This is a genomic window from Bacillus sp. ZY-1-1, assembly GCF_003047165.1.
GTDB lineage: Bacteria > Bacillota > Bacilli > Bacillales > Bacillaceae > Bacillus > Bacillus velezensis.
In genome coordinates this window covers 1,324,345-1,346,685 of sequence record NZ_CP027061.1, presented here as the reverse complement: position 1 = coordinate 1,346,685, position 22,341 = coordinate 1,324,345, and the positions used below count along the sequence as shown (strand labels likewise).

Below are 22,341 nucleotides of genomic sequence, written 5' to 3'. Positions count from 1 at the left end.
GCCTGCTCTAGTACCAATAATACGGTGCTATATATCTTGTCTGCCGGGAAAGCGCCGCCATTCTCTGCCGGCGATACGGGTTGCCGTAGCCGTGTTTAAATGAATGGGGCATTGACGCATACCCGTGCCCGATGGATGGAATTCTGTTCTGACCGCCTTGCATGCTATCACCCGCTTACCAATTTTTCTTTCTTTACCATGGTATGCAGGCCGTCTGCGACGTGACAGCAACATCCTCGCTAAACCTGGTCCTTCTCCATTGTGTAATGATTCAGCAGTTCAATTCTGAACATGATGATCTCCTCCTTCTCCTCCGTTTTGGCCCTTCGTGTCCGTTCAGTTCATATAAAAGTGTTTCAGCTGGCGTTCTTTCGCTTCATTATAAAACTCTTCGACCTGCTGTTCTCGTTCATACTCTTCCGCACTTTTAAAACGCTTTGAAATGGTCAGTGTTAAAAAGAAAAGATTAATGGTCATTATCGCTCACCCCCTTTCAATATCCGCACAAGCGAAAATAACCCGCAGCAAACTTCATATGCGCTGCGGGCAGACTAAATCCGCAGACAAAAGAAGACGTGCTTCTTTCCCTGCGGGGAGCTGCGAATGTCCTGATACTCCGAAATTAACGTGCTTGACGGGCAGAGGTTAAGGAAGGACACGAACTCTTCCACAGGCTGAATCGGTTCAATTGTAAATTTTGATTGCCGTTTAAAGTCGTCATGTGATTCAACCTCCCTTTGCTTTTTTCTTACTTTGTAAGTATATCCATCAGCTTCCATTTTGTAAACATTTTTTTCAAGATTTGGACGGAAAATGTGCTGGCATTCCGCTTCAATTGTCCGTGTTTTCCGGCATCTTTCTTACCTCAGGAAACTCTTTTCATCCCTTGCTTTTTCTGATCTTTTTTTGAATATGCAATAAAATAAATAAGGCCGACAAACACTGCCCCGCCGATTACATTCCCGATAAAGGCCGGAATGAGATTGTCAATCAGATCACCCCACGAAAAAGAACCTGCAAAAATCGCAGCCGGGATGATAAACATATTGGCTACAACGTGCTGAAAACCAATCGCGACAAACGCCATAATCGGAAACCATATACCCGCGATTTTTCCGGCTCCGTCTTCTGCGCCGAAAGAAAGCCAAACGGCCAAACAGACAAGCCAGTTACAGCCGATCGCCGAAACAATGACTTTTCCAAACGGCATATCCAACTTGCCTTGTGCGACCGCAATCGTTTTTTCCAAGTAAGGTCCTGTTTCGGTTAATCCGACAACATGTCCGAAAAAGTAAGCGACAAACAGTGCACCGACAAGATTCATCAACGTCACGATCACCCAATTTTTCACTAATGCACCGGCGGATATTCTTCTGGAAAAAAGCGCCATAGATACCGACATCATATTACCCGTAATCAGCTCCGCGCCGGCAAGAACGACGAGCACCAATCCGATGGGAAACACGGACGCCCCGATTAAACTCGACAGGCTTCCCCATTCTTTCGGAAGGTCGCCGATGACACGGATATCAAGCAAATAACCGAGTGCGATAAACGCTCCTCCCAAAAATCCTAATACAATCAGTGCTGAAAGCGGTGAATTCACCTTTTTTACCCCTGATTCGACCGCAAGCTCCGCTATTTCGTCCGGTTTACGAAAAGCCATAATAACCCCTCCATTTATCATTTCAGCCCCGCAGTTTCCAAAGACGCCTAACAAAAAAGGCAGCATTCAAACAGCCCGTCTAAAACGGGTTTGAATGCTGCCTAACTTGTATGCATACCCATACAACAATATCAAGCAGAATGAAAATATCAGCTATAGAAAATGTACAGATCATGCACACATTCCATAAAATTCGTCCTTAAGCCACTGCAGGCAGTTCATATCATATCAAATGTGACAATTTCGTGTCAATTGAATTTTTTTCAGCTTTTGATTTCTTCATGGCGCTCTTCAATTGTTCGGTCAAAGACAAATACAGACACCGCAATATTCTCTTCGATCTTGATGTCTGAAAACAGATGCACGAGCTTTGCTCCGATGAGCTCTTCCATTCCGTCAGGCGTTTGTTTTGAATACAGTTCCTGAATTAAGCTGGTCCGCGCCGCATGAACCATTTCTCTTCCTTCAGGCGTGCGTGCGATAAACTGCTCACTTGCGCTTAGATTGCCGTAAAGCGTTGATACCGCCATGTTATCCACAAAAACGGTGTGAATTCGTTCCGGCCCCTTTCCAAATAATTCTTTGCGCAATTTCCGGATAATATCGTTAAATTCATGAATTTTTTTAGACATATTGTCCCCTCCGATTTTAGCCTATGAAAGACATTCCCGGTTCCCCTTTGTGACATTTCACCTGGTTAAAGTTTTCCTTTCGTATTGTATTATAATAAATATCACCTTATAATAAAAGCAGTGAAGATGGATTTGTAATAGGAAACGTGTTATGAGTCTATCGTTTTATACAAATAGGATTGGTCTGTTAGTAAGACTTGCTAGTGAACTATTCCGCCATGCGTATTTATACCGTTCTCCGGACAGGAGGCCGGTATCTATGTGCATGGCTTTTTTTCGAGTTTAAAAGATGGAGGGGAATTGGAAGTGACAGACGTTCAGTCTATCCGTGTCAAAATTGACGGCACGGAGTATGAAGCACCAGAGGGGTCTAAGATTTTAGATATTTTAAACCAAAACGGAATTGAGATTCCGCAAATATGCCATGTACCGGAAGTAGATCCGATTCAAACATGTGACACCTGTATTGTTGAAGTAAACGGGAAATTGCAACGCTCTTGTTCCACGGCTGCAGAAAACGGGATGTCCATCTCGCTTACGTCGGGAAGGGTAAAAGAGGCTCAGACAGAGGCCATGGACCGCCTGCTCGAGAATCACCTGCTTTACTGTACGGTATGCGATAACAACAACGGCAACTGCACACTGCATAATACAGCGGAAATGATGGGAATTGAGCATCAGAAATATCCGTATACGCCGAAAGATGATTCAAAGTGCGCGGTTGATATGTCTCACCCGTTTTACCGCTATGATCCGAACCAATGCATTGCCTGCGGCCAATGTGTGGAAGTGTGTCAAAACCTTCAGGTGAATGAGACCCTTTCAATTGATTGGGAGCGTGACCGCCCGCGGGTCATTTGGGATGAAGGCGTCCCCATTAATGAATCATCCTGCGTCAGCTGCGGCCAATGTGTCACTGTCTGCCCTTGTAACGCACTGATGGAAAAATCAATGCTCGGCCAAGCCGGATTTATGACAGGAATAAAAGAAGATGTCATGGAACCGATGATTGATTTAGTGAAAAATGTTGAACCCGACTATACAAGCATCTTCGCCGTGTCAGAAGTGGAAGCGGCTATGCGCGATAAACGGACGAAAAAAACGAAAACAGTCTGCACGTTCTGCGGCGTCGGATGCTCTTTTGAAGTATGGACAAAAGGCCGTGACATCCTTAAAATTCAGCCTGTTTCCGATGCTCCGGTTAATGCGATTTCCACTTGTGTGAAAGGGAAATTCGGCTGGGACTTCGTAAATTCGGAAGAACGGATTACAAAACCGCTTATCCGGAAAAACGGCGCATTTGTTGAATCGTCATGGGAAGAAGCTCTTGATCTTGTCGCTTCAAGACTCGGTTCGATCAAGGCCGAACACGGAAATGGTTCTGTCGGTTTTATTTCTTCTTCTAAAATTACGAATGAAGACAACTACGTTATTCAAAAATTAGCGCGTCAAGTATTTGAAACCAACAACGTGGATAACTGTTCACGCTACTGCCAGTCACCGGCAACGGACGGCTTATTCCGCACAGTCGGTATGGGCGGTGACGCCGGCACAATTAAAGATATCGCAAAAGCGGGCCTCGTGCTCATCGTCGGCGCCAATCCGGCAGAAGGACATCCGGTTCTGGCCACACGCGTGAAACGTGCACATAAGCTGCACGGACAAAAATTAATTGTTGCCGATCTGCGCAGAAATGAAATGGCTGAACGGTCCGACCTCTTTATCAGCCCGAAACAAGGGACTGACCAAGTCTGGCTCATGGCAGTGACAAAATATATGATTGACCAAGGCTGGCACGATCAAGCGTTTATTGATGAGAATGTCAACTACTTTGAAGATTATAAAGAAACGCTGAAAAAGTATACATTAGAATATGCGGAGCGCATCACCGGACTTTCTCAGGATACGATCATCCGCATTGCCGAAATGATTCGTGATGCAGACGGCACTTGTGTTCTTTGGGGCATGGGCGTTACCCAGAATACAGGCGGCTCTGATACATCAGCGGCGATTTCCAACCTGCTGCTTGCCACAGGAAACTACCGCCGTCCGGGCGCCGGAGCTTATCCGCTGCGGGGACATAACAACGTTCAAGGCGCTTGCGATATGGGAACTCTTCCAGGCTGGCTTCCGGGGTATCAGCATATTACCGATGATGCGGCACGCGCTAAATTCGAAAAAGCTTACGGTGTTGAAATTGACGGCAAGCCGGGTCTTGATAATATTGAAATGCTCCATGCGATTGAAGAAGGAAACATGAAAGCCATGTATCTCGTCGGTGAAGATATGGCGCTCGTCGATTCAAACGCCAACCATGTTCATGACATTTTATCCAGCCTTGATTTCTTTGTTGTACAGGATATTTTCCTTTCAAGAACGGCGCAATACGCGGATGTCATCCTGCCTGCGGTTCCATCTCTTGAAAAAGACGGAACATTTACAAACACAGAGCGTCGTGTACAAAGATTGTATCAGGCGCTTCCGACACTCGGCGATGCCAAACCCGACTGGTGGATTATTCAGGAGGTTGCCAATCGTTTAGGCGCTGATTGGAATTACACGCATCCAAGCGACATTTTCTCAGAAATGGCGAGCCTTTCTCCGCTGTTCGGAAAAGCAAGCTACGACGTTCTTAGCGGCTGGAACAGCTTCCTGTGGGGAAGCTTTACGGGAGAGAGCACTCCGCTTCTTTATGAAGACGGCTTTAACTTCCCGGACAAAAAAGCCCGTTTTGCGCTGAGCGATTGGGTGGAGCCTGCCGTATTCCCTGAAGAATATGACCTGCATATTAACAACGGACGGATGCTTGAACATTTCCACGAAGGAAACATGACAAACAAATCGAAGGGCATTCAGTCTAAAGTGCCGGATGTATTTGTTGAAGTATCGCCGGAGCTCGCGGCTGAACGCGGAATTTGCGACGGAACAATGATCCGGCTCGTCTCTCCTTTTGGGGCGGTTAAATTGAATGCGCTTGTGACAGACCGTGTCCGCGCAAATGAGCTTTATCTGCCGATGAACTCTACAGATAAAGATTCTGCGATTAATTTCCTGACCGGGCCTGCGTATGATTCACGGACACATACACCTGCCTATAAACAGACAAAAGTCCGCATGGAAGTGCTCGGTTCCTGTGATACACCGCCGCTTCCGAAAACGAATCCGCGGAACAAAAAACGTCATCCGCAAAACGGTGTGGAAGCTCAGCGAAAATGGAACCGTCCGGGCTATGTGCACCTAACTGATTAAGGAAAGGAGGAAACATAATGGCAAGCCCAATTACTGAAATTCAAAAAGAAACGAAAACAGAGGAACAGCTGAAAGCTGAAAAACTGGAAGAACTGAAGACGCTTCTCGCAGAAAATGAAGAAGCCGTCGCGAAAACGATGTCCATTATGGCAGAGCTGAATGGCTTGGGCATTTTTGATGCCGCCGGCTATATGCTCCAGGCAAAAGAGGAGATTGCCAAAATCGCACTCGGACAGATTTCCCGGGAACCTGTCACCAATCTTCTGAATACGATGATGGCCGCGGGAGGCGCACTGTCAAAAGCTGATCCCGAATTTATGGGCAGACTTTTAGAAAGCGCCATGGCCGGGACGGACCAGGCGCAAAGATTTTTAAAAGAGGACAGGAAAGTCAGTATGTTTGAACTGATGAAAGCCGTCGGTGATCCTGATATTAACCGCGCGCTCGGCTTCGGGCTGCAGTTTTTAAAAGGAATGGGAAAAGAATTACGCGAAACCCCTTCTGAATAAGAAATGAAAAAGCCATTGTCAAAAGACAATGGCTTTTTTTTATTCTTCGGCCTCTTCCAGCCTCTTTTTATAAATAAGTGAACGGTCAACGCAGAAATAAGCGCCCGCTAAAAATGCACAATCCGTTACAAACATCAGCATTTTCTGGCCCGCAGTCAGCCCTTGTCCGGGAAGAACCGCGCCGATATAAATGAAGGTGCTGACTGCAAGCAGAATAAATGCGTAATGCTTAAAATCTTCTATTAATGATTTCAGTCTTTTCTTCTCCATATAAGGTCACCTGCCAGTTTTATAGTCTACCAACATTATAATACAAGCTGACAGCCGACAGAGAATGTAAATCTATCCATTCTTTATTAAAGTGAATCAAGCGCCTGTTTCACATCCGCCGTTAAATCCTCAGTATCCTCAATACCGACTGAGATCCGTACGAGCCCGTCGGTAATGCCAAGCGCAAGACGGCGGTCGCGCGGGATCGAAGCGTGCGTCATTCTGGACGGCACGGAGATTAAGCTTTCAACCGCTCCTAAGCTTTCCGCGATTGTAAACAGGTTCAATTTTTCTAAAAACGCGTCGACGCGTTCACTGCTGCCGATATCAAAGGAAATCATTCCGCCGAAACCGGAGCTTTGCGCTTTTGTCAGCTCATGGCCCGGATGTTTCGCTGATCCCGGATAGTAGAGCGTCTGAACGGCATCATGCGCTTCAAGCAGCTCGGCGATTTTCCCGGCGCTGTGATTGATGGCATCCATTCTGAGTCCCAGTGTTTTAATGCCTCTCATTAAAAGCCATGAATCCTGCGGTCCTAAAACGCCGCCTGTTGAGTTTTGCACATAATGAAGCTTTTCACCGAGCTCTTTATCAGCCGTGACGACTAAGCCGCCGACGACATCGCTGTGGCCGCCGAGATATTTTGTCGCGCTGTGCAGCACGATGTCCGCGCCGAAGCTGAGCGGCTGCTGGAAATATGGCGTGTAAAACGTATTATCGACGATAAGCAATACGCCCGCTTCTTTTGCGATGTCAGACATCAGTTTGAGGTCAGTCACTTTCAATAGCGGGTTTGTCGGTGTTTCGATATAAATGGCTTTCGTATTCGGGCGAATGGCCTTTTTGACTTTTTCTTCACTGCTCGTATCAACAAAGTCCGCTTCAATACCGAAGCGGTTCAGCACACCTGTCATCACCCGGTAAGTGCCGCCGTATACATCATCCGTCAAAATAACATGATCGCCGCTGTCAAACAGCATCATGACGGCAGTAATCGCAGCCATGCCTGAGCCGAACGCATATCCCGCCGCGCCGCCTTCAAGCTCTGCAATTAAGCTTTCAAGCGCCGTCCGCGTCGGATTGGCCGTTCTTGAATATTCATAACCCGTATGCTCGCCCGCTTTCGGCTGCCGGTACGTGCTTACTTGATAAATCGGTACGGAAACCGCTCCTGTTTTTTCATCTCCCGTAATTCCTCCGTGCACCATCAGCGTTTTTTTCTTCATCTTACTGACCTCCTTGAAAAATGTTTTTGCTTATATATCGATCGCTGCCGTCAGGGAAAATAGTGACGATATTTGATCCGGCGGGCGCTTTTTTCGCTTCTTCAAGCGCTGCATAAAGAGCCGCCCCTGAAGAGCTTCCGATTAAGAGGCCTTCTTTCTCGGCCGCTTCTCTGACAAGCGAAAACGCCGTATCGTCTTCCACTGTGTAAATGGCGTCAAAATGGTTCTCGTCCATATAATCCGGGATAAACTCCATGCCGATGCCTTCCGTTTTATGGGCATGCGGCTCTCCTCCGTTCAGGATCGAGCCTTCCGGTTCAACGATCACCGTTTTGACGGCAGGATTTTTCTCCTTTAAATAAGCTGCCGTACCGGCAAAGGTGCCGCCGGAACCCGCTCCTGCGACAAAGGTGTGGATATCCCCGCCGAGCGCGTTCCATATTTCAGGTCCGATCGTTTTATAGTAAGTCAATGGATTTACTCGGTTTTTAAATTGCAGAACGGCATAAGAATTATTAATCTCTCTCTCCAGTTCAAGCGCTTTTCGAATGGCTCCCTGCATACCTTTTTCTCTCGGCGTATGCACGATGTCCGCTCCGAGAGCTTTCATAATTTGCTGCTTTTCTCTGCTGAAATGCTCCGGGACGCAAAAAACGGCGCGAAGCTGATGCTTTCTGGCGCACAGAGCGAGTCCGATCCCGGTGTTTCCGGCAGTCGCTTCGATGATAACACCGCCCGGTTTCACCTTTCCCGTGCGTAGCGCATCTTCAATGAGCATTCCGCCCAGCCTGTCTTTAATGCTTCCGCCCGGATTCATCATCTCAAGTTTAGCATAAACCGCTGTTCCCTCCGGTATATCAAAATGCTTGAGACGGAGCAGCGGTGTATTTCCGATCAGTTCTGTAATATCTGTTATCACGTTCAATATGTGTCCTCCTCCTGGAAAAGCGGAGGAGAACGAGAATCCCCCGCTTAGTGAATTCGTTTGATGACATTCAGGACAAGCTCAGTTGAATGAACGGCAGCCTGTTCTAAAAATTTATCAAATGAAACGTCAGATTCTTTTCCGGCAATATCAGATAAAGCTCTGATGACAACAAAAGGCGTTTTGAACTGGTGGCACACCTGTGCGACAGCCGCAGCTTCCATTTCAACCGCGTACAAATCCGCAAATTTGGCGCGTACGTCTTCAACCCGCTTCGGATCATTCATAAAAGAATCTCCCGTAGCGATTGTGCCTTTGGCGACTTGAATGCCGTTCAGTTCAGAAACCGCTTCCTCAGTAATACTGATCAGCTTTTCATCAGCTTTGTATGCTGCCGGAAGACCCGGCACCTGTCCGTATTCATAGTCAAACGCCGTCACATCCACGTCATGATGGCGGACATCTGTTGAGATGACGACGTCGCCTACATTCAATGTATGATGAAAACCGCCCGCTGAGCCTGTGTTAATCACATAATCAGGTTTGAAACGGTCAAGCAGAAGCGTCGTGCTGATCGCGGCGTTGACTTTTCCGATCCCCGATTTCAGCAAGATAACTTCGACGCCTTCATAGCTGCCCGTCGTAAACTCACAGTGAGCGATCATCTCTTGTTTTGCGTCTTTCAGTTTGCTTCTTAAAATCGTAACTTCCTCTTCCATTGCTCCGATGACTGCCAGTTTCATTTATACACAATCCCTTCGATTTACCGTTTAATCGCCTCCATTATCCAGACAAAGTCATTTTGCTGCGTAAACCGCGCGGCAAATCCCTCTTCTGAAAAGATGTTTTTCATTGTCCCGAGTGTCGGATAATGTTCCGTCTTTAAATCGTCCGCTAATTGATGATAGCCGTTTCGGATTGCTTTTTTAATTGTTTCATCATAAGCTTCATGATCTTTAAAGACGGTATCGGCAAACACTATTTTATCATGCTTCTGAAGGATTGTGCCATATTGCTTTACAGCCGCTTGCTTTTCTTCATCGGTTAAATGATGAAAGGCGTACGAGCTGACGATGGTATCTATTTGAAAAGGCGGAGCGGGAAACTCCAGAAAATCTCCGTCACTGAACACGGCTTTGTCAGAAAGCTTGTCAGCCGCCAGTTTTCTCATTGACGGAGACGGTTCTACACCAAACACCTTTTTGTTCGCGGCGGCTAATTTCGCCGTTAAATTCCCTGTGCCCGGTCCGAACTCTAAAACGTTAGAACCCGAAAGTGCGACGATGCTGTCAAGAATATTGTCATACCCTTTAAAAACATCAGCGTATTGTTTGTCTGCCCCGTGCACTGTGGCATCATAAGTCGCTGCCCAATCTTCAAATAATGGAATAAATTCACGGCCCATATTTTTCACTCTCCATAATTTATAATTCCTATGAGTATAGTATGGATTAATCGTGGAACAGTTCCTATCCTATCACAAAAAAGAATGGAAGGGTACTAAAATACTTTGGGATTATTGCGCAATTACGGCAGAAAGGCTTATACTTTCATTGACTCAGAAGAAAAATCAGGAGGATCTGTACTGATGAATTTTCAATTGGATTTAATCAAAGATAAAGTAGAATTTTTCGAAGCGGCATCTTTGCAGGAGCTTGAAAAGAAAATAAACGTTCAGATTGAAAACAACCAGGCGATTATGCTTCGCGTCCGTTCTGTATCCCATCAGGTGACGGCCGTTGACGGCAGAATCCTTTACAGCGCGTCGGTGCATTTTTCAGCTGACGTATGACAGAAAAAAGCAGCTGAATAATCAGCTGCTTTTTTGCGGTTATTTTAACGTTTCTACTTTTGTCGGCTTCCAGCCTTTTTTGTCTTTCCAAGTGATGGTGACCTGATACTTTTTGCCGTTCGTTTTGTCTAAAACTTTACCCTTCGCATCTTGCGGGCTTCCATTGTTTCCGAGCCACAGCACTGTCATGTGATCTTTTGACACGCCTGTTGCGTAAGAGATGGCGTCAAGCATTTCGGACCAGTCTTCAGAGCTTGAGTCATACGTCGCCGCATGTTCTCCCGTCTGCTTTGTTCCGACCGCTTTCCATTTTGGGTTAACAATTGTTTTCTCAACATCGCTTGATGAGCCGCCCTCTGTTATTTTTGCGCCTTTAAAAGGATCGCTTGAATCAGAGTCTTTTTTGCTGCTGTCATCACTTTTCGATGAATCATCGTCTTTTTTGCTGTCAGAGTCTGAAGATGAATCAGATGTGTCCTTATCCTGTTTATCTTTTTTGTCATCGTCTGATGCCGTATCTTTTTTGCTGTCTTTTATGTCTTCATCGGATGTCTGCTTCGTCTTGCCTGATGCAGGTGTTTCCTGCTTCTGGCTCGTGTCCGCTTTTTCGCTCACGTCGCTCGACGGACTGTTGATGAAGAGGCTGACTGCAACGACGACAATAAGAATAGATACGATAGCAATTAAAATGTTAAGCACCATATTTGCTTTTCTGCGCTTATCACGGTTTTCAAAACGAGATTGTTTATTGCTCAATCATTCTGCACTCCTTTATCCCTCTTGCTCAGCATATATTTTAACATGGGCTGAGCGGTTGTTCTATGTCTGATTTGTTTCATTTTCATGTACCTTTTTAACAATATCATAAAACACTGTATTTGTCAGAGCCTTATCCCCCGGCGTGTCCATGTGCAGCACCACGAGAGCGTATTTCGGCTTGTCCGCGGGAAAGTATCCCGCAAACCATTTGTGGTAAAGCGTCTGTTTTTCTTTTGTGAACATTCCCGTCTGGGCCGTTCCCGATTTGCCTGCTATCTCATACGGCAGATCCTGAAACCTTCGGCCGGTTCCTTTCGGTGAGGTGACGACTTCTCTGAGAATTTTTTGAAGCTGCTGCGCCGTATATTTGTCGATGTTTTCCCCTTTTAACGGCTGTTCTTTGAATGACGCCATCGTCGTTTTGTTTTTGTATTCAATTTTGTCCGCGATTTTGACTTGTTTTTTCTCACCGCCGCGCGCGATCGCCGCCATCATATTGGCGACTTCAAGAGGCGTGACTTTCACGTTTTTTTGCCCGATCGCCGTCTGTGCGACGGCTTTTTTTACGGTTTTGTCTTTGTCATCTCCCCAAATGACCCCGCTTTTTTCATTATACAGCTGTCTGAATCCGTCTTCCCGGTACAGCTTGCCTTCCCAGCCCGCCCGCTGTGTGAGACCTAGTTTCTCCGCCATGTTTTCAATAACGGAATCATCTTTTTTGATTAATTTTTCCGCAAGACTTGTAAACGTATAATTGCAGCTTTGGGCAAAGCTTTCTCCAAAACTGAGCGTGCCTTTATCATCCCCCGGCTCTCCGTACAGGTTGAGATTGCAGTTAAAGGATGTGCCCGGCTTCACTTCGTTTTGTTCTATTGCGGCTGCGGCGATCACCGTTTTAAACACTGATCCCGGATAAATCGGCGTCAGCATGTAATTTTGCAGTGTCTGCTGCTTTGACATGTCGGCGTCAGGCTTTGATACCATTCCGAGCACACTGCTTTTTTCAATGTCTAAAAGGACGGCTCCCCCCTTTTTTAACCCGCGGTCTTTCAATACATCTTCCATTGCTTTTTGAATATTGCGGTCGATGGAGGTTTTGACTTGCAGCGGATAAAACGCGTTTGCTTCAGCCGTATATTTGACGTCCATTCCGAATAAAGGGTTTCCCCTTCCGTCGACATGATACAAAAGTTTTGTATCCTGATCCGCCAGTAAAAACTCATCAAACGTCCGCTCCATCCCGCTTGTCCCGATTTTTGCCGTGATCGGCAGTTCGTTCCTGCCGGGGTATTTCTTTTTCAAAAGCTCAGGGTCCTGGTTTGTCGCGCCCAACAGATGAGCGGCTATGTTTGTTTCTTTGCTGTCTTTCATATATACGCCGTAAATGCCGGGATATTTCAAAGAATTGATATTTGCCACGGATTGTTTCGTCAAATGTTTTATTTTTCTGCTGTTCAGGATCACCGGTTTTTTTGCTTCCGTCAGCAGCTGCCTGAGCTCCCCCTGTTTCATTCCGAGAATGTCTGATACCCGGTCAACCGGCCAATCCTGCGTCACGAGAAAGGGAAACAGTATGACGGCAGGCTGCTTTTTTCCGGTCAGTTCTTTGCCGTTCCGATCAAGAAAAGAGCCGCGGCCGTCTGAAATAAGGACTTCTTCCGTCCGCTGCTTGACGCTTTCCTGAATCAGATTAATATTGGATTTTGAAAAAGATTCTGTAAAAAACAGCTGAATTTCAGCCAGCCTTGCAAGCAGAAAGAAAAACACGAGCAGAAAACAAATCACGGCCGTTTTCAGCCTTTTTGATACGATCATAAAAAACACCTCATCCACATTTTGGACGAGGTGTTTCATTGTTAAACGGATCTTATGAAATTTTCACAATTTTCACGAGCATTTCTCCGCCCGGCGTCTGAACTGTCACTTCTTCGTCCACTTTTCTGCCGAGCAGGCTTTTTGCGATTGGCGAGTCGTTTGAGATTTTTCCTTCAAACGGATCAGCTTCAGCGCTTCCGACAATCGTGTAAGATTCTTCTTCACCGTCGGGCAATTCGATGAATGATACGGTTTTTCCCAAACCGACTACATTTGAACCGCCGTCGTCCTCGATGATTTTCGCATTGCGGATCATGTTTTCAAGCGTCGTGATGCGCCCTTCCACAAATGCCTGTTCTTCTTTTGCGGAATCATACTCAGAATTCTCTGACAGATCTCCGAAGCTTCTTGCGATTTTAATGCGTTCTACTACTTCTTTACGTTTAACCGTTTTCAATTGCTCTAATTCTTGTTCAAGTTTTTGTTTTCCTTCGTGAGTCATCGGAAAAACTTTTTCTTGTGCCATGTTCCTTCACTCCTTGGTGGTTGTCCCTCAACAATAACGTGTGATTATGTATGAGAGCATAAACGAAAAAATCAAGAATGAGAACACAGGGCAGTCCTCGTTCTTCTCTCCCATATAGGTACTGTTTATCTTAAACTGAATGTGTGTTTTCTGCAAATGTTTCGGTTTATAAACAGGGAAAGAAGGGAACTGTCTCATTCCCTTCCAGCCTATACATAATATGGTCTGAGTTATTTATGTCTATGCTATGGTATTACAAAATTGCATTTTGTTCAAGGATCGTTTGAATCTTCGTGACCATCAGATCAATTGCGACGTGGTTTTGTCCGCCTTCCGGAATAATGATGTCCGCGTAGCGTTTCGTCGGTTCAACAAACTGATTGTGCATCGGTCTGACGACGGACACATACTGCTCAATGACAGAATCGATTGAACGGCCTCTTTCGTTAATATCTCTCATAATCCGTCTGATGATACGGAGATCCGCGTCCGTGTCGACATAAAGTTTCATATCCATGAGGTCGCGAAGTCTTTTATCTTCGAGAACGAGAATGCCTTCCAGAATAATGACATCCTTCGGCTCAACCGGAATGGTTTCCTCAGAACGCGTATGCAGTTTATAATCATAAATCGGCTTTTCTATCGGCCGGTAATTCAAAAGCTCTTGAATATGCTCGATTAAATAGTCATTATCAAATGCGAGCGGGTGATCATAGTTTGTGTTCAGCCTTTCTTCAAACGGAAGATGGCTTTGGTCTTTATAATAAAGGTCTTGCTGGATCATTAAAATCGAGTGTCCTTTAAACTGTTCATAGATGGAACGGGTGACGCTTGTTTTTCCTGATCCGGAACCTCCTGCGATACCTATAACTACAGGACTCTTACCCATTGGTGATTACTTCCCCTTTCTCATCATGTTGCTCGGATAAATCTTTTTGTCTACTTTAAATGTAACGATTTGCAGGGGATGGCGGGCAGCATCAAGCTCGTTTCCGTCTTCGTCCCAAATAGTGCCGATTGTGAATGTGAAATTGTCGATTTCAGGACCGAAAAATTCCACTTCGTCACCTTGTTTAAAGAAATTGCGCTGCTGGAGCGTCACCATTTGAGTTTCCTCGTCATACGCGAGCACGAGACCGGCAAAATCAAATGTTGTTTTCTTTCCGTGTTCGCCGAACATCTGCTCTTCATACCCGGGCGTGCCTTCAAAGAAAGCAGGCGCGGTATCCCGGTTTGCACATTTGTCCAGCTCATCCAGCCATTCTTTTTGAATGACAAAGTTTTCAGGATCAGCGCAGTATGCGTCGATGACTTTGCGATACACGCTGACAACCGTCGCAACGTAATGAATCGATTTCATCCGGCCTTCAATTTTCAGGCTGTCGATACCCATCTCAATCATTTGCGGAATGGATTCAATCAATTTTAAATCTTTCGGGCTCATCGCAAACGGAGCGTCTTCTTCGTCATAAAGCGCGACCGCGTTTGCACCGTCTGTCTGATACAGGTCATAATCCCAGCGGCAGGACTGACAGCAGCCGCCGCGGTTGGAATCCCGGGCTGTCATGTGATTGCTCAGCACGCATCGTCCTGAATAAGCGATACACATGGCGCCGTGGATAAAGGTTTCGATTTCAATATCCACCTTTTCCTTCATTTCTTTAATTTCCAGTCCGCTCGTTTCACGGGCAAGCACCACGCGGTCAAGCCCTTCTTCTTTCCAGAACTGCACCGCTTTCCAGTTGGAAAGGGACTGCTGTGTGCTGAGGTGAATTTCTACGTCCGGGGCCACTCTCCGGCATGTTTCAATAATCAGCGGATCAGCGACGATAATTCCGGCAACTTTTGCGTCTCCCAACGCTTTTAAGTATTCTTCCAGACCGTCCATATTTTCATTATGGGCGAAAATGTTTGTTGTCACATATATTTTTGCCCCGTATTTTTTGGCAAATTCTACGCCCTCTGCGATTTCTTCTATTGAGAAGTTATCCGCATTTGAGCGGAGTCCGTATTCCTGTCCTCCGATAAAAACCGCGTCCGCTCCGTAATGAACGGCAATTTTTAATTTTTCAAGGTTTCCTGCCGGAGCAAGGAGTTCAGGTTTTTTCGTAATGACGCGTTTTCCGTTTACGACTTTGGAAATGGTTTGATTTACGGCTGTCATCCGTTGCACCCTCCTTTTTAATAGACCGTTTCTTTAAAGAAGAATCCTGTGTCGATGCTTCTGTTCACAGGCTGAATGCTTTCAATCCGCTCTATCCAGCTCTCTTTTTTCTCTTCGTATGTCTCTCGGCTTTCGAAGCACAGATCGATTGCTTCTCTGTACATGCGGGTCACTTCAGTTAAGTATTCAGGAGACTTCAAAACTCCGTCGATTTTGAAAGAATCGATGCCGGCGTCCATCAGGTCCTCTAATTCATCAATCATGCACACATCGTTCGGGCTCATGATGTGCGTGCCGTTTTCATCTTCAAAAATCGGGTATTTATTGCCCCGTTCCTTGTCATGCAGAAACATTCCCGCTTCTTTTTTCTTCTGTTCGATGTCCATGACTTTTCCCTGGTATTCGAAGTAATGGCCCACTAAAGAACGCTTCGATTGGAACATGCACGTCATGCCGTGGATTTGAATTTCAATTTCAACTTCGGCGTTTTCTTTTATGTCAATGATGCTGTCCATATTTAATTCCTTAGCCAGCACTGCCCGCCGTGCGCCTTTGCGTCCCCAGTAATTGCAGGAATAGTAGTTGGTACCCGTTGTTTCCGTGCTCCAGTGCAGTTTAAGATCGGGAGCCGCTTCACGCGCCGCCATTAAAACGGCCGGATCACCGAAAACAGCCGCATCAACGCCGGCCTCCTGCAAAAAGGCAAGATAGCCGTTCAGCTCGTCCACTTTTTCGTTGTGAAAAATAGCATTGACGGCGGCGTACACTTTCGCGCCTTCCTGATGAGCTGTCTTTACGGCTTCTTTTATATCTTCTCTTGAAAATTCACCGGCCAGTCTCAGGCCGTATCTCTGTTCTCCGACTAACAGAGCCGTTGCGCCCGCTTGAATGAGCGGAAGAATATCCTGTACAGAAGTCGGAGTCACCAAAAGTTCAGGTTTTTTCATGATCATTCACCTCTTCTTTTTACTGATGGCGATGCCGTCTCCGACCGGCAGTATGACCGTTTGATAGTCAGGCCGGTTCATCAGCCATTGGTTATATTGATCAATTTTTTCAACAAGCTTCCGTCTTCTTTTCGGCTCAATGTCCGAGTGATTTTGTGCCACCAGTCCTTTAAACAGAACATTGTCTGTAAAAATGACTCCATCCGGCGCAAGCATCGGTTCATAGAGCTCAAAAAAGTTCGTGTACTGGCCTTTGGCCGCGTCGATAAAAATGGCATCATAAGGAGCCGTGACACGGACAGACTCAGAAAGTTCCAGCGCATCCCCGTGCATTACGTGAATCCGGTTTTCCATTTCAAAGTCTTTTATATTGTTCACAGCTTCTTCATAGCGTTTGTCGTCCCGTTCAATCGTGTAAATATTCGCACCCGGAAGCTCAAGCGCCATCCGTATGGCGGAATATCCGATTGCCGCGCCGATTTCCAAAATGTTTTTCGCCTGTTGAATCGACAGCATTTGAAGCAGCACTTCAATACCCGCTTCTTCCATAATCGGAACATGGTGCTCTTTTGCATAGGCTTCAAGCTTTTTCACTTTATCAGGCCGAGGCTTCAGCATCGCGTTTATATACTCGTTTATTTGTTCATACCGATCATTCACGGCAAACAGCCTCCGTTCTAAAAAGGAGTGCCCCTGACGAATCCGCGGGGACACTCTCTTAAGACACTTCTTTATCCATAAGTAAACAACCCGATATATTTTATCATAAAACCTTTCAGAATGGAATAAAAGGAGAGCTTTTGCCCTCCTTTTATTCGCTGTCTTTTTTGGAAATATACTTTTCCTTCGCTTTATTATGGTCTTTTAATGTTTTGGTGAAAACGACCTCGCCGTTTGGTTTTGCAAGGAAATAGAGATAATCCGTTTTGTCAGGGCGGAGAGCCGCTTCCCATGATGAATCACCGGCATTTGCAATCGGTCCCGGCGGCAGCCCCTTATGTTTATACGTATTAAACGGAGAATCAATTTTCAGGTCTTTGTAGTAGACCCGGCTTTTATGCTTACCGGCCGCATATAATACCGTCGGGTCAGTCTGCAGCGGCATTTTTTCTGCAAGTCTGTTGTAAAAAACGCTGGCGATTTTGTGACGGTCGGCTTTGGCGGTGGCTTCTTCTTCAATAAGCGATGCCATCGTCAGCGCGTCATGGACGGAAAGTTTCTTTTTTTCCAGTTCAGATTTATACGTTTCGATACGGGTATTTGTTTCCTGAACCATTGCCGTCAAAATCGTGTCAAGCGATGCATCCGGATCATTAAACGGATATGTGGCCGGATACAGATAGCCTTCGAGCGGATGCTTGAGCTTCTTGTTTGAAAGTGCGTCCGTTATTGTATCAGGAAACTGTTTTTTCAGTTTGCCGATGAATGTTTTGTCATCCAGTTTTGCCATGATCTCTTCTTTTGAATATGATGTTTCTTTTGCGATCGCATCCGCAATCTGTGTAAGCTGTTTTCCTTCAGGAACGGAGATCTGAAAGGCATATCCCGTTGATCCCGCGGTCAGTTTTTTAATAATCGCATCCGCATCCATTCCTTTATTCAGGTGGTAAAATCCCGCCTGAAACCCGGAAGCGCCTTTATACTTCACATACAGCTGAAATGCTTTTTTGCTTTTGATGACATGCTGATCCTCAAGAATTTCAGCGATTGCCGAAACGGAGGAACCGCTCGGAATATTAATATTGACTGCCGTTTTGCTGCCTTTGTCAACCGGGGACAGCAGAGATTTTCCATAGAAAAAAGCACCGCAAATGATGATAAGCAGAGCGATCACGGAGGACAGTATTATCGTTGTTTTTTTGTTTTTACGCGGAAATGAATTTTTAGTCTGATTGATATTCATACAAGTATTTTCCTCCCAACAGCTCTTATACTACATGATTCATGTGCATTCGGCAATTTATTACAAAAAAAAGCCGAAGCGCATATGCGCTCCGGCTTTTTCCGTTCATTTTATTCTTCGTCTTCTTCCGCTAAAAACGTGTTCAGCGTTTCTTCGATCATTTCCCACTCTTCATCGGTTTCAATCGGCATCAGTTCGCCGTCTTCACCGTTTTCGTTCGGTTCGAAGCTTGAAGCGTGAATTTCAATTTCATCATCGTCTTGAGCATCAATCGGATAATAAAGTACGTAAGATTTGTTGAATGTGTCGTTTTCAAATGTGAACAGCACTTCGCAAAGCTGTTCGTTGCCTTGATCATCGACAATTGTAATATGTTTTTCGCCGTGTTCCATTTCTTTCACCTCTTAGTTTAAACTGTCCAGATATCCTTGAAGGATCATGACAGCCGCCATTTTATCAATGACTTTTTTTCGTTTTTGCCTGCTGACGTCAGCCGCGATCAGCATTTTTTCAGCCGCCATCGTCGTCAGACGCTCGTCCCACAGCACAACAGGGACATTGTACGCTGTTTCAAGCAGTTTCGCAAATGTTTGGCTGGCTTCGCCTCTCGGACCGATCGTCCCGTTCATGTTTTTCGGAAAACCGAGCACGATCTTCTCTACATTATAGTCTTTCATCAGCTCGGATAAACGGTCCAGACCGTAATCTCCTTCAGCCTCGTTTATTTTTATCGTCTCAATGCCCTGAGCGGTCCAGCCCATTTCATCGCTTAAAGCTACGCCGAGTGTTTTCGTTCCAAGATCAAGTCCCAATATTCTCATGAATGTATTTACGCCTCTTTATGCTGTTCTAGATAGGATTTTACCAATTCCTCGATTAATTCGTCACGTTCCAGTTTGCGAATTAAGTTCCGGGCGTCGCGATGCCTAGGAATGTATGCAGGATCTCCAGACAGCAAGTATCCGACAATCTGGTTGATAGGATTGTACCCCTTTTCCTGAAGCGCATCATATACCGTAATCAGCACTTCTTCGACGTTTGTTTCAGCAGAATCATCGGAGAAATTAAATTTCATCGTTTTATCAAACGAGCTCACCGTTTTGCACCTCTTTCCCAAATTCGCAGGCAAAGTTCAGCCTGAGGTCCTCATCTTATCATCATTCTACACTAGTTGAAAGGATTATAAAACGGATTTTATCCAATCTTCCGCAGATGCGAGCGCCTCTTCCAATTTTTCAGGCTGCTTTCCGCCGGCCTGCGCCATGTCCGGACGGCCTCCGCCTCCGCCTCCGCAGACTTCAGCCGCTTGTTTGACCATTTTGCCGGCGTGAAGGCCTTTTTCAATCAGGTCTTTTGTTACGCCTGCTGAAAGGTTGACTTTCTCGTTTTGCACGGCGCCGAGAATGATGACCGCAGAACCGAGCTTCGCTTTCAGATCATCCACCATAGTGCGAAGGTGGTTCATGTCTTTCGCATTTACTTTTTCAGCCAGCACTTTTACGCCGCCGATGTCTTTTACTTTAGACAGAATGGCTCCGGCTTCCACATTGCCAAGTTTGCTGAGCAATGATTCGTTTTCTCTTTGCGCTTCCTTCAGCTCCGCTTGAAGAGACTGAATTCGCTTCGGTACGTCTTTTACGTTTGATTTCAGCTCATCCGCAGCGTGCTGCAGAAGGCTGAGCTGGCTGTTCATTTCCTGATAAGCGCCTTTTCCTGTTACGGCTTCGATTCTTCGCGTACCTGCGCCGATCCCTGATTCGGATACGATTTTAAACAGGCCGATTTCAGCCGTATTCGTGACATGGCATCCGCCGCAAAGCTCCAGGCTGTAATCTCCGACTTGTACGACGCGGACGATATCGCCGTATTTCTCGCCGAACAGGGCCATCGCGCCCATTTCTTTCGCTTCATTGATCGGTTTCAAATCAATCGCTACCGGAATGCTCTCCCAGATTTTTTCGTTGACGATTCCTTCAATGCGTTCAAGTTCTTCTTTCGTCACTTGACCGAAATGAGAGAAGTCAAAACGCAGACGATTTTCGGTAACGAGTGAACCCGCTTGGTTGACATGTGTGCCGAGAACGTCTTTCAGCGCCTGGTGCAGAAGGTGGGTTGCTGTATGGTTTTTCACCACACCGCTTCTCATTTGATCTTCAACTTCAGCCGTCACGCTTGCGCCTTTTTGAATCGTGCCGCTATCCACCGTGCCTTCGTGTACATGCTGGCCGTTCGGAGCTTTTTTCACGTCTTTAATGGTTACGACAGCCTGCTCGCTTCTCAGCACTCCTCTGTCACCGATCTGTCCGCCGCTTTCAGCATAGAAAGGCGTTTTGTCAAGAAGAATTTGGACGGTATCCCCTTCATGCGCCTCGCTGATTAATTGCCCGTCATGAAGAAGTTCGATCACCTTCGCTTCAGCTTTTACGGCACTGTAGCCGACAAATGTGCTTTCTGCGGTAATGTCGCGCAATGCGCCGCCCTGCACCTGCATGCTTCCTACATCTTGGCGCGCATTTCTCGCCCGTTCACGCTGTTTTTCCATTTCGGCTTCAAAGCCTTTATGGTCAACCTTCATTTGTTCATCTTCCGCGTATTCCTCCGTCAATTCAACCGGGAATCCGTACGTATCGTACAGTTTGAATACGTCTTTTCCGGAGATGATGCCGCTGCCTTTTTCCTTCTCTTTCTTTATCACGTCAGATAAAATGGCCAGACCTTCGTTTAATGTTTCGTGGAAGCGCTCTTCCTCCGTTTTGATGACTTTGGCGATAAACTCTTGCTTTTCTTTCACCTCCGGATAGAAAGCGTCCATAATTCCTGCAACAGTCGGTACCAGCTCGTACATAAACGGACGGCTGATACCGATGGTTTTCGCGTATCGCACCGCCCGGCGCAAGAGGCGTCTCAGTACATACCCGCGCCCTTCATTTGACGGCAGAGCTCCGTCGCTTACCGCAAATGCGACCGTTCTGATATGATCGGCGATCACTTTAAAGGCCGTATCCTTCATTGCGTCCTTTCCGTAAGCATCTCCGGAAATGCGCTCTGTTGCTTCAATAATCGGCATAAACAAATCAGTGTCAAAGTTTGTCGGGACATCCTGAATCACGGAGACCATCCGTTCAAGCCCCATGCCCGTATCAATGTTTTTCTTCGGAAGCGGTGTGTACGTGCCGTCCGGGTTGTGGTTGAACTCTGAGAATACCAGGTTCCATACTTCAAGATAGCGGTCATTTTCGCCGCCCGGATACAATTCAGAATCTGACGGGTCATTGCCGTATTTCTCGCCGCGGTCATAGAAAATTTCCGTATTCGGTCCGCTCGGGCCTTCGCCGATATCCCAGAAGTTCCCTTCCAGACGGATGATTCTTTCTTCCGGAACGCCGATTTTTTCCGCCCATAGCGTATAAGCTTCTTCATCCTCAGGGTGAACTGTTACAGACAGCAGCTCCGGATCAAAGCCGATCCACTTTTCGCTCGTTAAAAACTCCCATGCCCACGTGATGGCTTCTTCTTTAAAATAATCACCGATGGAAAAGTTTCCGAGCATCTCAAAGAACGTGTGGTGGCGCGCCGTTTTCCCCACATTTTCAATATCATTTGTGCGGATTGATTTTTGCGCGTTTACAATTCTCGGATTCTCCGGCACAACGCGGCCGTCAAAGTACTTTTTCAGCGTCGCAACGCCGCTGTTGATCCACAGTAAAGACGGATCTTCATGCGGAACCAATGAGGCGCTCGGTTCAACGGCATGGCCTTTTTCTTTAAAGAAATCTAAAAACATTTGACGCACTTCAGCAGAAGTTAAGTGTTTCATCTATATTCCTCCTTATCACTACCCGAAATTCTCTTTTGCGACAGCAAAAAAGCTCTCTCCCTATGCAAACCATGCGTTCACACAGGGACGAGAGCTGTCTCGCGGTACCACCCTGATTACAGGCCGAAAAAGGCCTGTCAC

The 22,341-nt window shown here is 46.2% G+C and carries 24 protein-coding genes and 1 other annotated feature (1 of these 25 only partly in view); of the genes, 3 read left to right on the top strand and 21 right to left on the bottom strand.

All coding sequences use genetic code 11. From position 1 onward, the window contains the following. Positions 1–7: 7 nt before the first annotated feature. The 4 genes from C5I45_RS19750 to C5I45_RS07030 form a co-directional block, all read right to left on the bottom strand. Complete coding sequence (locus tag C5I45_RS19750; protein ID WP_007408227.1) at positions 8–163, bottom strand: hypothetical protein; 156 nt, start codon at positions 161–163, stop codon at positions 8–10. A gap of 173 nt (positions 164–336) precedes the next feature. Next, positions 337–477, bottom strand: coding sequence for a YrzI family small protein (locus tag C5I45_RS07045; RefSeq protein WP_003152787.1), 141 nt, complete (start codon positions 475–477; stop codon positions 337–339). Positions 478–865: 388 nt separating this feature from the next. Further along, positions 866–1,666 (bottom strand): formate/nitrite transporter family protein, encoded by an 801-nt coding sequence (locus C5I45_RS07035; RefSeq protein WP_107994298.1) that lies wholly within the window; start codon positions 1,664–1,666, stop codon positions 866–868. 263 nt (positions 1,667–1,929) lie between these two features. After that, positions 1,930–2,298, bottom strand: coding sequence for a Na-translocating system protein MpsC family protein (locus C5I45_RS07030; protein ID WP_107994297.1), 369 nt, complete (start codon positions 2,296–2,298; stop codon positions 1,930–1,932). A 306-nt stretch (positions 2,299–2,604) separates the two neighbouring features. Here C5I45_RS07030 and fdhF point away from each other — a divergent pair, with 306 nt between their 5' ends. Together fdhF and C5I45_RS07020 are read left to right on the top strand one after the other, a co-directional pair. Beyond that, positions 2,605–5,547, top strand: coding sequence for a formate dehydrogenase subunit alpha (gene fdhF, locus C5I45_RS07025; protein ID WP_024085644.1), 2,943 nt, complete (start codon positions 2,605–2,607; stop codon positions 5,545–5,547). Positions 5,548–5,564: 17 nt separating this feature from the next. Beyond that, on the top strand, positions 5,565–6,056 hold the full coding sequence (locus tag C5I45_RS07020; RefSeq protein ID WP_003152780.1) for a helical membrane plugin domain-containing protein: 492 nt from the start codon (positions 5,565–5,567) through the stop codon (positions 6,054–6,056). Positions 6,057–6,095: 39 nt separating this feature from the next. Here the strand turns inward: C5I45_RS07020 and C5I45_RS07015 are convergent, their stop codons facing one another. The 5 genes from C5I45_RS07015 to C5I45_RS06995 all read right to left on the bottom strand — a co-directional run bounded on the left by C5I45_RS07015 (position 6,096) and on the right by C5I45_RS06995 (position 9,882). Beyond that, on the bottom strand, positions 6,096–6,326 hold the full coding sequence (locus C5I45_RS07015) for a YrhC family protein (protein WP_003152779.1): 231 nt from the start codon (positions 6,324–6,326) through the stop codon (positions 6,096–6,098). An 86-nt stretch (positions 6,327–6,412) separates the two neighbouring features. Further along, positions 6,413–7,552 (bottom strand): bifunctional cystathionine gamma-lyase/homocysteine desulfhydrase, encoded by a 1,140-nt coding sequence (locus C5I45_RS07010; protein ID WP_052586365.1) that lies wholly within the window; start codon positions 7,550–7,552, stop codon positions 6,413–6,415. Between the two features lies 1 nt (position 7,553). Beyond that, complete coding sequence (locus tag C5I45_RS07005; RefSeq protein ID WP_107994296.1) at positions 7,554–8,477, bottom strand: O-acetylserine dependent cystathionine beta-synthase; 924 nt, start codon at positions 8,475–8,477, stop codon at positions 7,554–7,556. A gap of 47 nt (positions 8,478–8,524) precedes the next feature. Then, positions 8,525–9,220, bottom strand: coding sequence for a 5'-methylthioadenosine/S-adenosylhomocysteine nucleosidase (gene mtnN / locus C5I45_RS07000; RefSeq protein WP_003152774.1), 696 nt, complete (start codon positions 9,218–9,220; stop codon positions 8,525–8,527). A 20-nt stretch (positions 9,221–9,240) separates the two neighbouring features. Beyond that, positions 9,241–9,882 (bottom strand): class I SAM-dependent methyltransferase, encoded by a 642-nt coding sequence (locus C5I45_RS06995; protein WP_003152772.1) that lies wholly within the window; start codon positions 9,880–9,882, stop codon positions 9,241–9,243. 183 nt (positions 9,883–10,065) lie between these two features. On the opposite strand from C5I45_RS06995, the gene C5I45_RS06990 reads away from it, so the two are divergent. After that, a complete protein-coding gene (locus C5I45_RS06990; protein WP_003152771.1) occupies positions 10,066–10,269 on the top strand; it encodes a YrzA family protein in 204 nt (67 codons plus the stop codon). Positions 10,270–10,308: 39 nt separating this feature from the next. Here C5I45_RS06990 and C5I45_RS06985 read toward each other — a convergent pair whose 3' ends face one another. From C5I45_RS06985 to alaS, 12 genes are all read right to left on the bottom strand, one after another. After that, positions 10,309–11,025 carry a YrrS family protein gene (locus C5I45_RS06985; RefSeq protein ID WP_014305483.1) on the bottom strand — a complete coding sequence of 239 codons (717 nt, stop codon included), beginning with the start codon at positions 11,023–11,025 and terminating at the stop codon, positions 10,309–10,311. A gap of 63 nt (positions 11,026–11,088) precedes the next feature. Next, on the bottom strand, positions 11,089–12,843 hold the full coding sequence (locus tag C5I45_RS06980) for a peptidoglycan D,D-transpeptidase FtsI family protein (RefSeq protein ID WP_088037426.1): 1,755 nt from the start codon (positions 12,841–12,843) through the stop codon (positions 11,089–11,091). 52 nt (positions 12,844–12,895) lie between these two features. Next, positions 12,896–13,369 (bottom strand): transcription elongation factor GreA, encoded by a 474-nt coding sequence (gene greA / locus C5I45_RS06975; protein WP_003152766.1) that lies wholly within the window; start codon positions 13,367–13,369, stop codon positions 12,896–12,898. A gap of 253 nt (positions 13,370–13,622) precedes the next feature. Next, positions 13,623–14,258, bottom strand: coding sequence for a uridine kinase (udk, locus tag C5I45_RS06970; RefSeq protein WP_003152763.1), 636 nt, complete (start codon positions 14,256–14,258; stop codon positions 13,623–13,625). A gap of 6 nt (positions 14,259–14,264) precedes the next feature. Continuing rightward, on the bottom strand, positions 14,265–15,533 hold the full coding sequence (locus C5I45_RS06965; RefSeq protein ID WP_014305485.1) for a peptidase U32 family protein: 1,269 nt from the start codon (positions 15,531–15,533) through the stop codon (positions 14,265–14,267). Between the two features lie 17 nt (positions 15,534–15,550). After that, positions 15,551–16,480, bottom strand: a complete 930-nt coding sequence (locus tag C5I45_RS06960; protein WP_003152757.1) for a peptidase U32 family protein — start codon at positions 16,478–16,480, stop codon at positions 15,551–15,553. 6 nt (positions 16,481–16,486) lie between these two features. After that, entirely contained in the window at positions 16,487–17,140 is a 654-nt protein-coding gene (locus tag C5I45_RS06955; RefSeq protein WP_015387906.1) for an O-methyltransferase, read from the bottom strand. Between the two features lie 151 nt (positions 17,141–17,291). After that, on the bottom strand, positions 17,292–18,383 hold the full coding sequence (gene mltG, locus C5I45_RS06950) for an endolytic transglycosylase MltG (protein WP_107994295.1): 1,092 nt from the start codon (positions 18,381–18,383) through the stop codon (positions 17,292–17,294). 110 nt (positions 18,384–18,493) lie between these two features. Further along, positions 18,494–18,775, bottom strand: a complete 282-nt coding sequence (locus C5I45_RS06945) for a DUF1292 domain-containing protein (protein WP_003152751.1) — start codon at positions 18,773–18,775, stop codon at positions 18,494–18,496. Positions 18,776–18,787: 12 nt separating this feature from the next. Then, complete coding sequence (gene ruvX / locus C5I45_RS06940) at positions 18,788–19,204, bottom strand: Holliday junction resolvase RuvX (protein WP_003152750.1); 417 nt, start codon at positions 19,202–19,204, stop codon at positions 18,788–18,790. Positions 19,205–19,212: 8 nt separating this feature from the next. Beyond that, complete coding sequence (locus C5I45_RS06935; RefSeq protein WP_003152749.1) at positions 19,213–19,479, bottom strand: IreB family regulatory phosphoprotein; 267 nt, start codon at positions 19,477–19,479, stop codon at positions 19,213–19,215. Positions 19,480–19,563: 84 nt separating this feature from the next. Continuing rightward, a complete protein-coding gene (gene alaS / locus C5I45_RS06930; RefSeq protein WP_003152748.1) occupies positions 19,564–22,200 on the bottom strand; it encodes an alanine--tRNA ligase in 2,637 nt (878 codons plus the stop codon). Between the two features lie 80 nt (positions 22,201–22,280). Further along, positions 22,281–22,341, bottom strand: a binding site (T-box leader) (it continues 147 nt past the right edge of the window).

Bases quoted from the DNA above. Each gene is read 5' to 3' on its own strand.
- greA (WP_003152766.1), bottom strand. From the start codon at position 13,369: ATGGCACAAGAAAAAGTTTTTCCGATGACTCACGAAGGAAAACAAAAA.
- C5I45_RS07030 (WP_107994297.1), bottom strand. From the start codon at position 2,298: ATGTCTAAAAAAATTCATGAATTTAACGATATTATCCGGAAATTGCGC.
- C5I45_RS06960 (WP_003152757.1), bottom strand. From the start codon at position 16,480: ATGAAAAAACCTGAACTTTTGGTGACTCCGACTTCTGTACAGGATATT.
- C5I45_RS19750 (WP_007408227.1), bottom strand. From the start codon at position 163: ATGCAAGGCGGTCAGAACAGAATTCCATCCATCGGGCACGGGTATGCG.
- C5I45_RS06995 (WP_003152772.1), bottom strand. From the start codon at position 9,882: ATGGGCCGTGAATTTATTCCATTATTTGAAGATTGGGCAGCGACTTAT.
- C5I45_RS07035 (WP_107994298.1), bottom strand. From the start codon at position 1,666: ATGGCTTTTCGTAAACCGGACGAAATAGCGGAGCTTGCGGTCGAATCA.
- C5I45_RS07045 (WP_003152787.1), bottom strand. From the start codon at position 477: ATGACCATTAATCTTTTCTTTTTAACACTGACCATTTCAAAGCGTTTT.
- C5I45_RS07020 (WP_003152780.1), top strand. From the start codon at position 5,565: ATGGCAAGCCCAATTACTGAAATTCAAAAAGAAACGAAAACAGAGGAA.
- C5I45_RS06965 (WP_014305485.1), bottom strand. From the start codon at position 15,533: ATGACAGCCGTAAATCAAACCATTTCCAAAGTCGTAAACGGAAAACGC.
- mltG (WP_107994295.1), bottom strand. From the start codon at position 18,383: ATGAATATCAATCAGACTAAAAATTCATTTCCGCGTAAAAACAAAAAA.
- C5I45_RS07010 (WP_052586365.1), bottom strand. From the start codon at position 7,552: ATGAAGAAAAAAACGCTGATGGTGCACGGAGGAATTACGGGAGATGAA.
- C5I45_RS06990 (WP_003152771.1), top strand. From the start codon at position 10,066: ATGAATTTTCAATTGGATTTAATCAAAGATAAAGTAGAATTTTTCGAA.
- ruvX (WP_003152750.1), bottom strand. From the start codon at position 19,204: ATGAGAATATTGGGACTTGATCTTGGAACGAAAACACTCGGCGTAGCT.
- alaS (WP_003152748.1), bottom strand. From the start codon at position 22,200: ATGAAACACTTAACTTCTGCTGAAGTGCGTCAAATGTTTTTAGATTTC.
- C5I45_RS06945 (WP_003152751.1), bottom strand. From the start codon at position 18,775: ATGGAACACGGCGAAAAACATATTACAATTGTCGATGATCAAGGCAAC.
- mtnN (WP_003152774.1), bottom strand. From the start codon at position 9,220: ATGAAACTGGCAGTCATCGGAGCAATGGAAGAGGAAGTTACGATTTTA.
- udk (WP_003152763.1), bottom strand. From the start codon at position 14,258: ATGGGTAAGAGTCCTGTAGTTATAGGTATCGCAGGAGGTTCCGGATCA.
- C5I45_RS06980 (WP_088037426.1), bottom strand. From the start codon at position 12,843: ATGATCGTATCAAAAAGGCTGAAAACGGCCGTGATTTGTTTTCTGCTC.
- C5I45_RS07015 (WP_003152779.1), bottom strand. From the start codon at position 6,326: ATGGAGAAGAAAAGACTGAAATCATTAATAGAAGATTTTAAGCATTAC.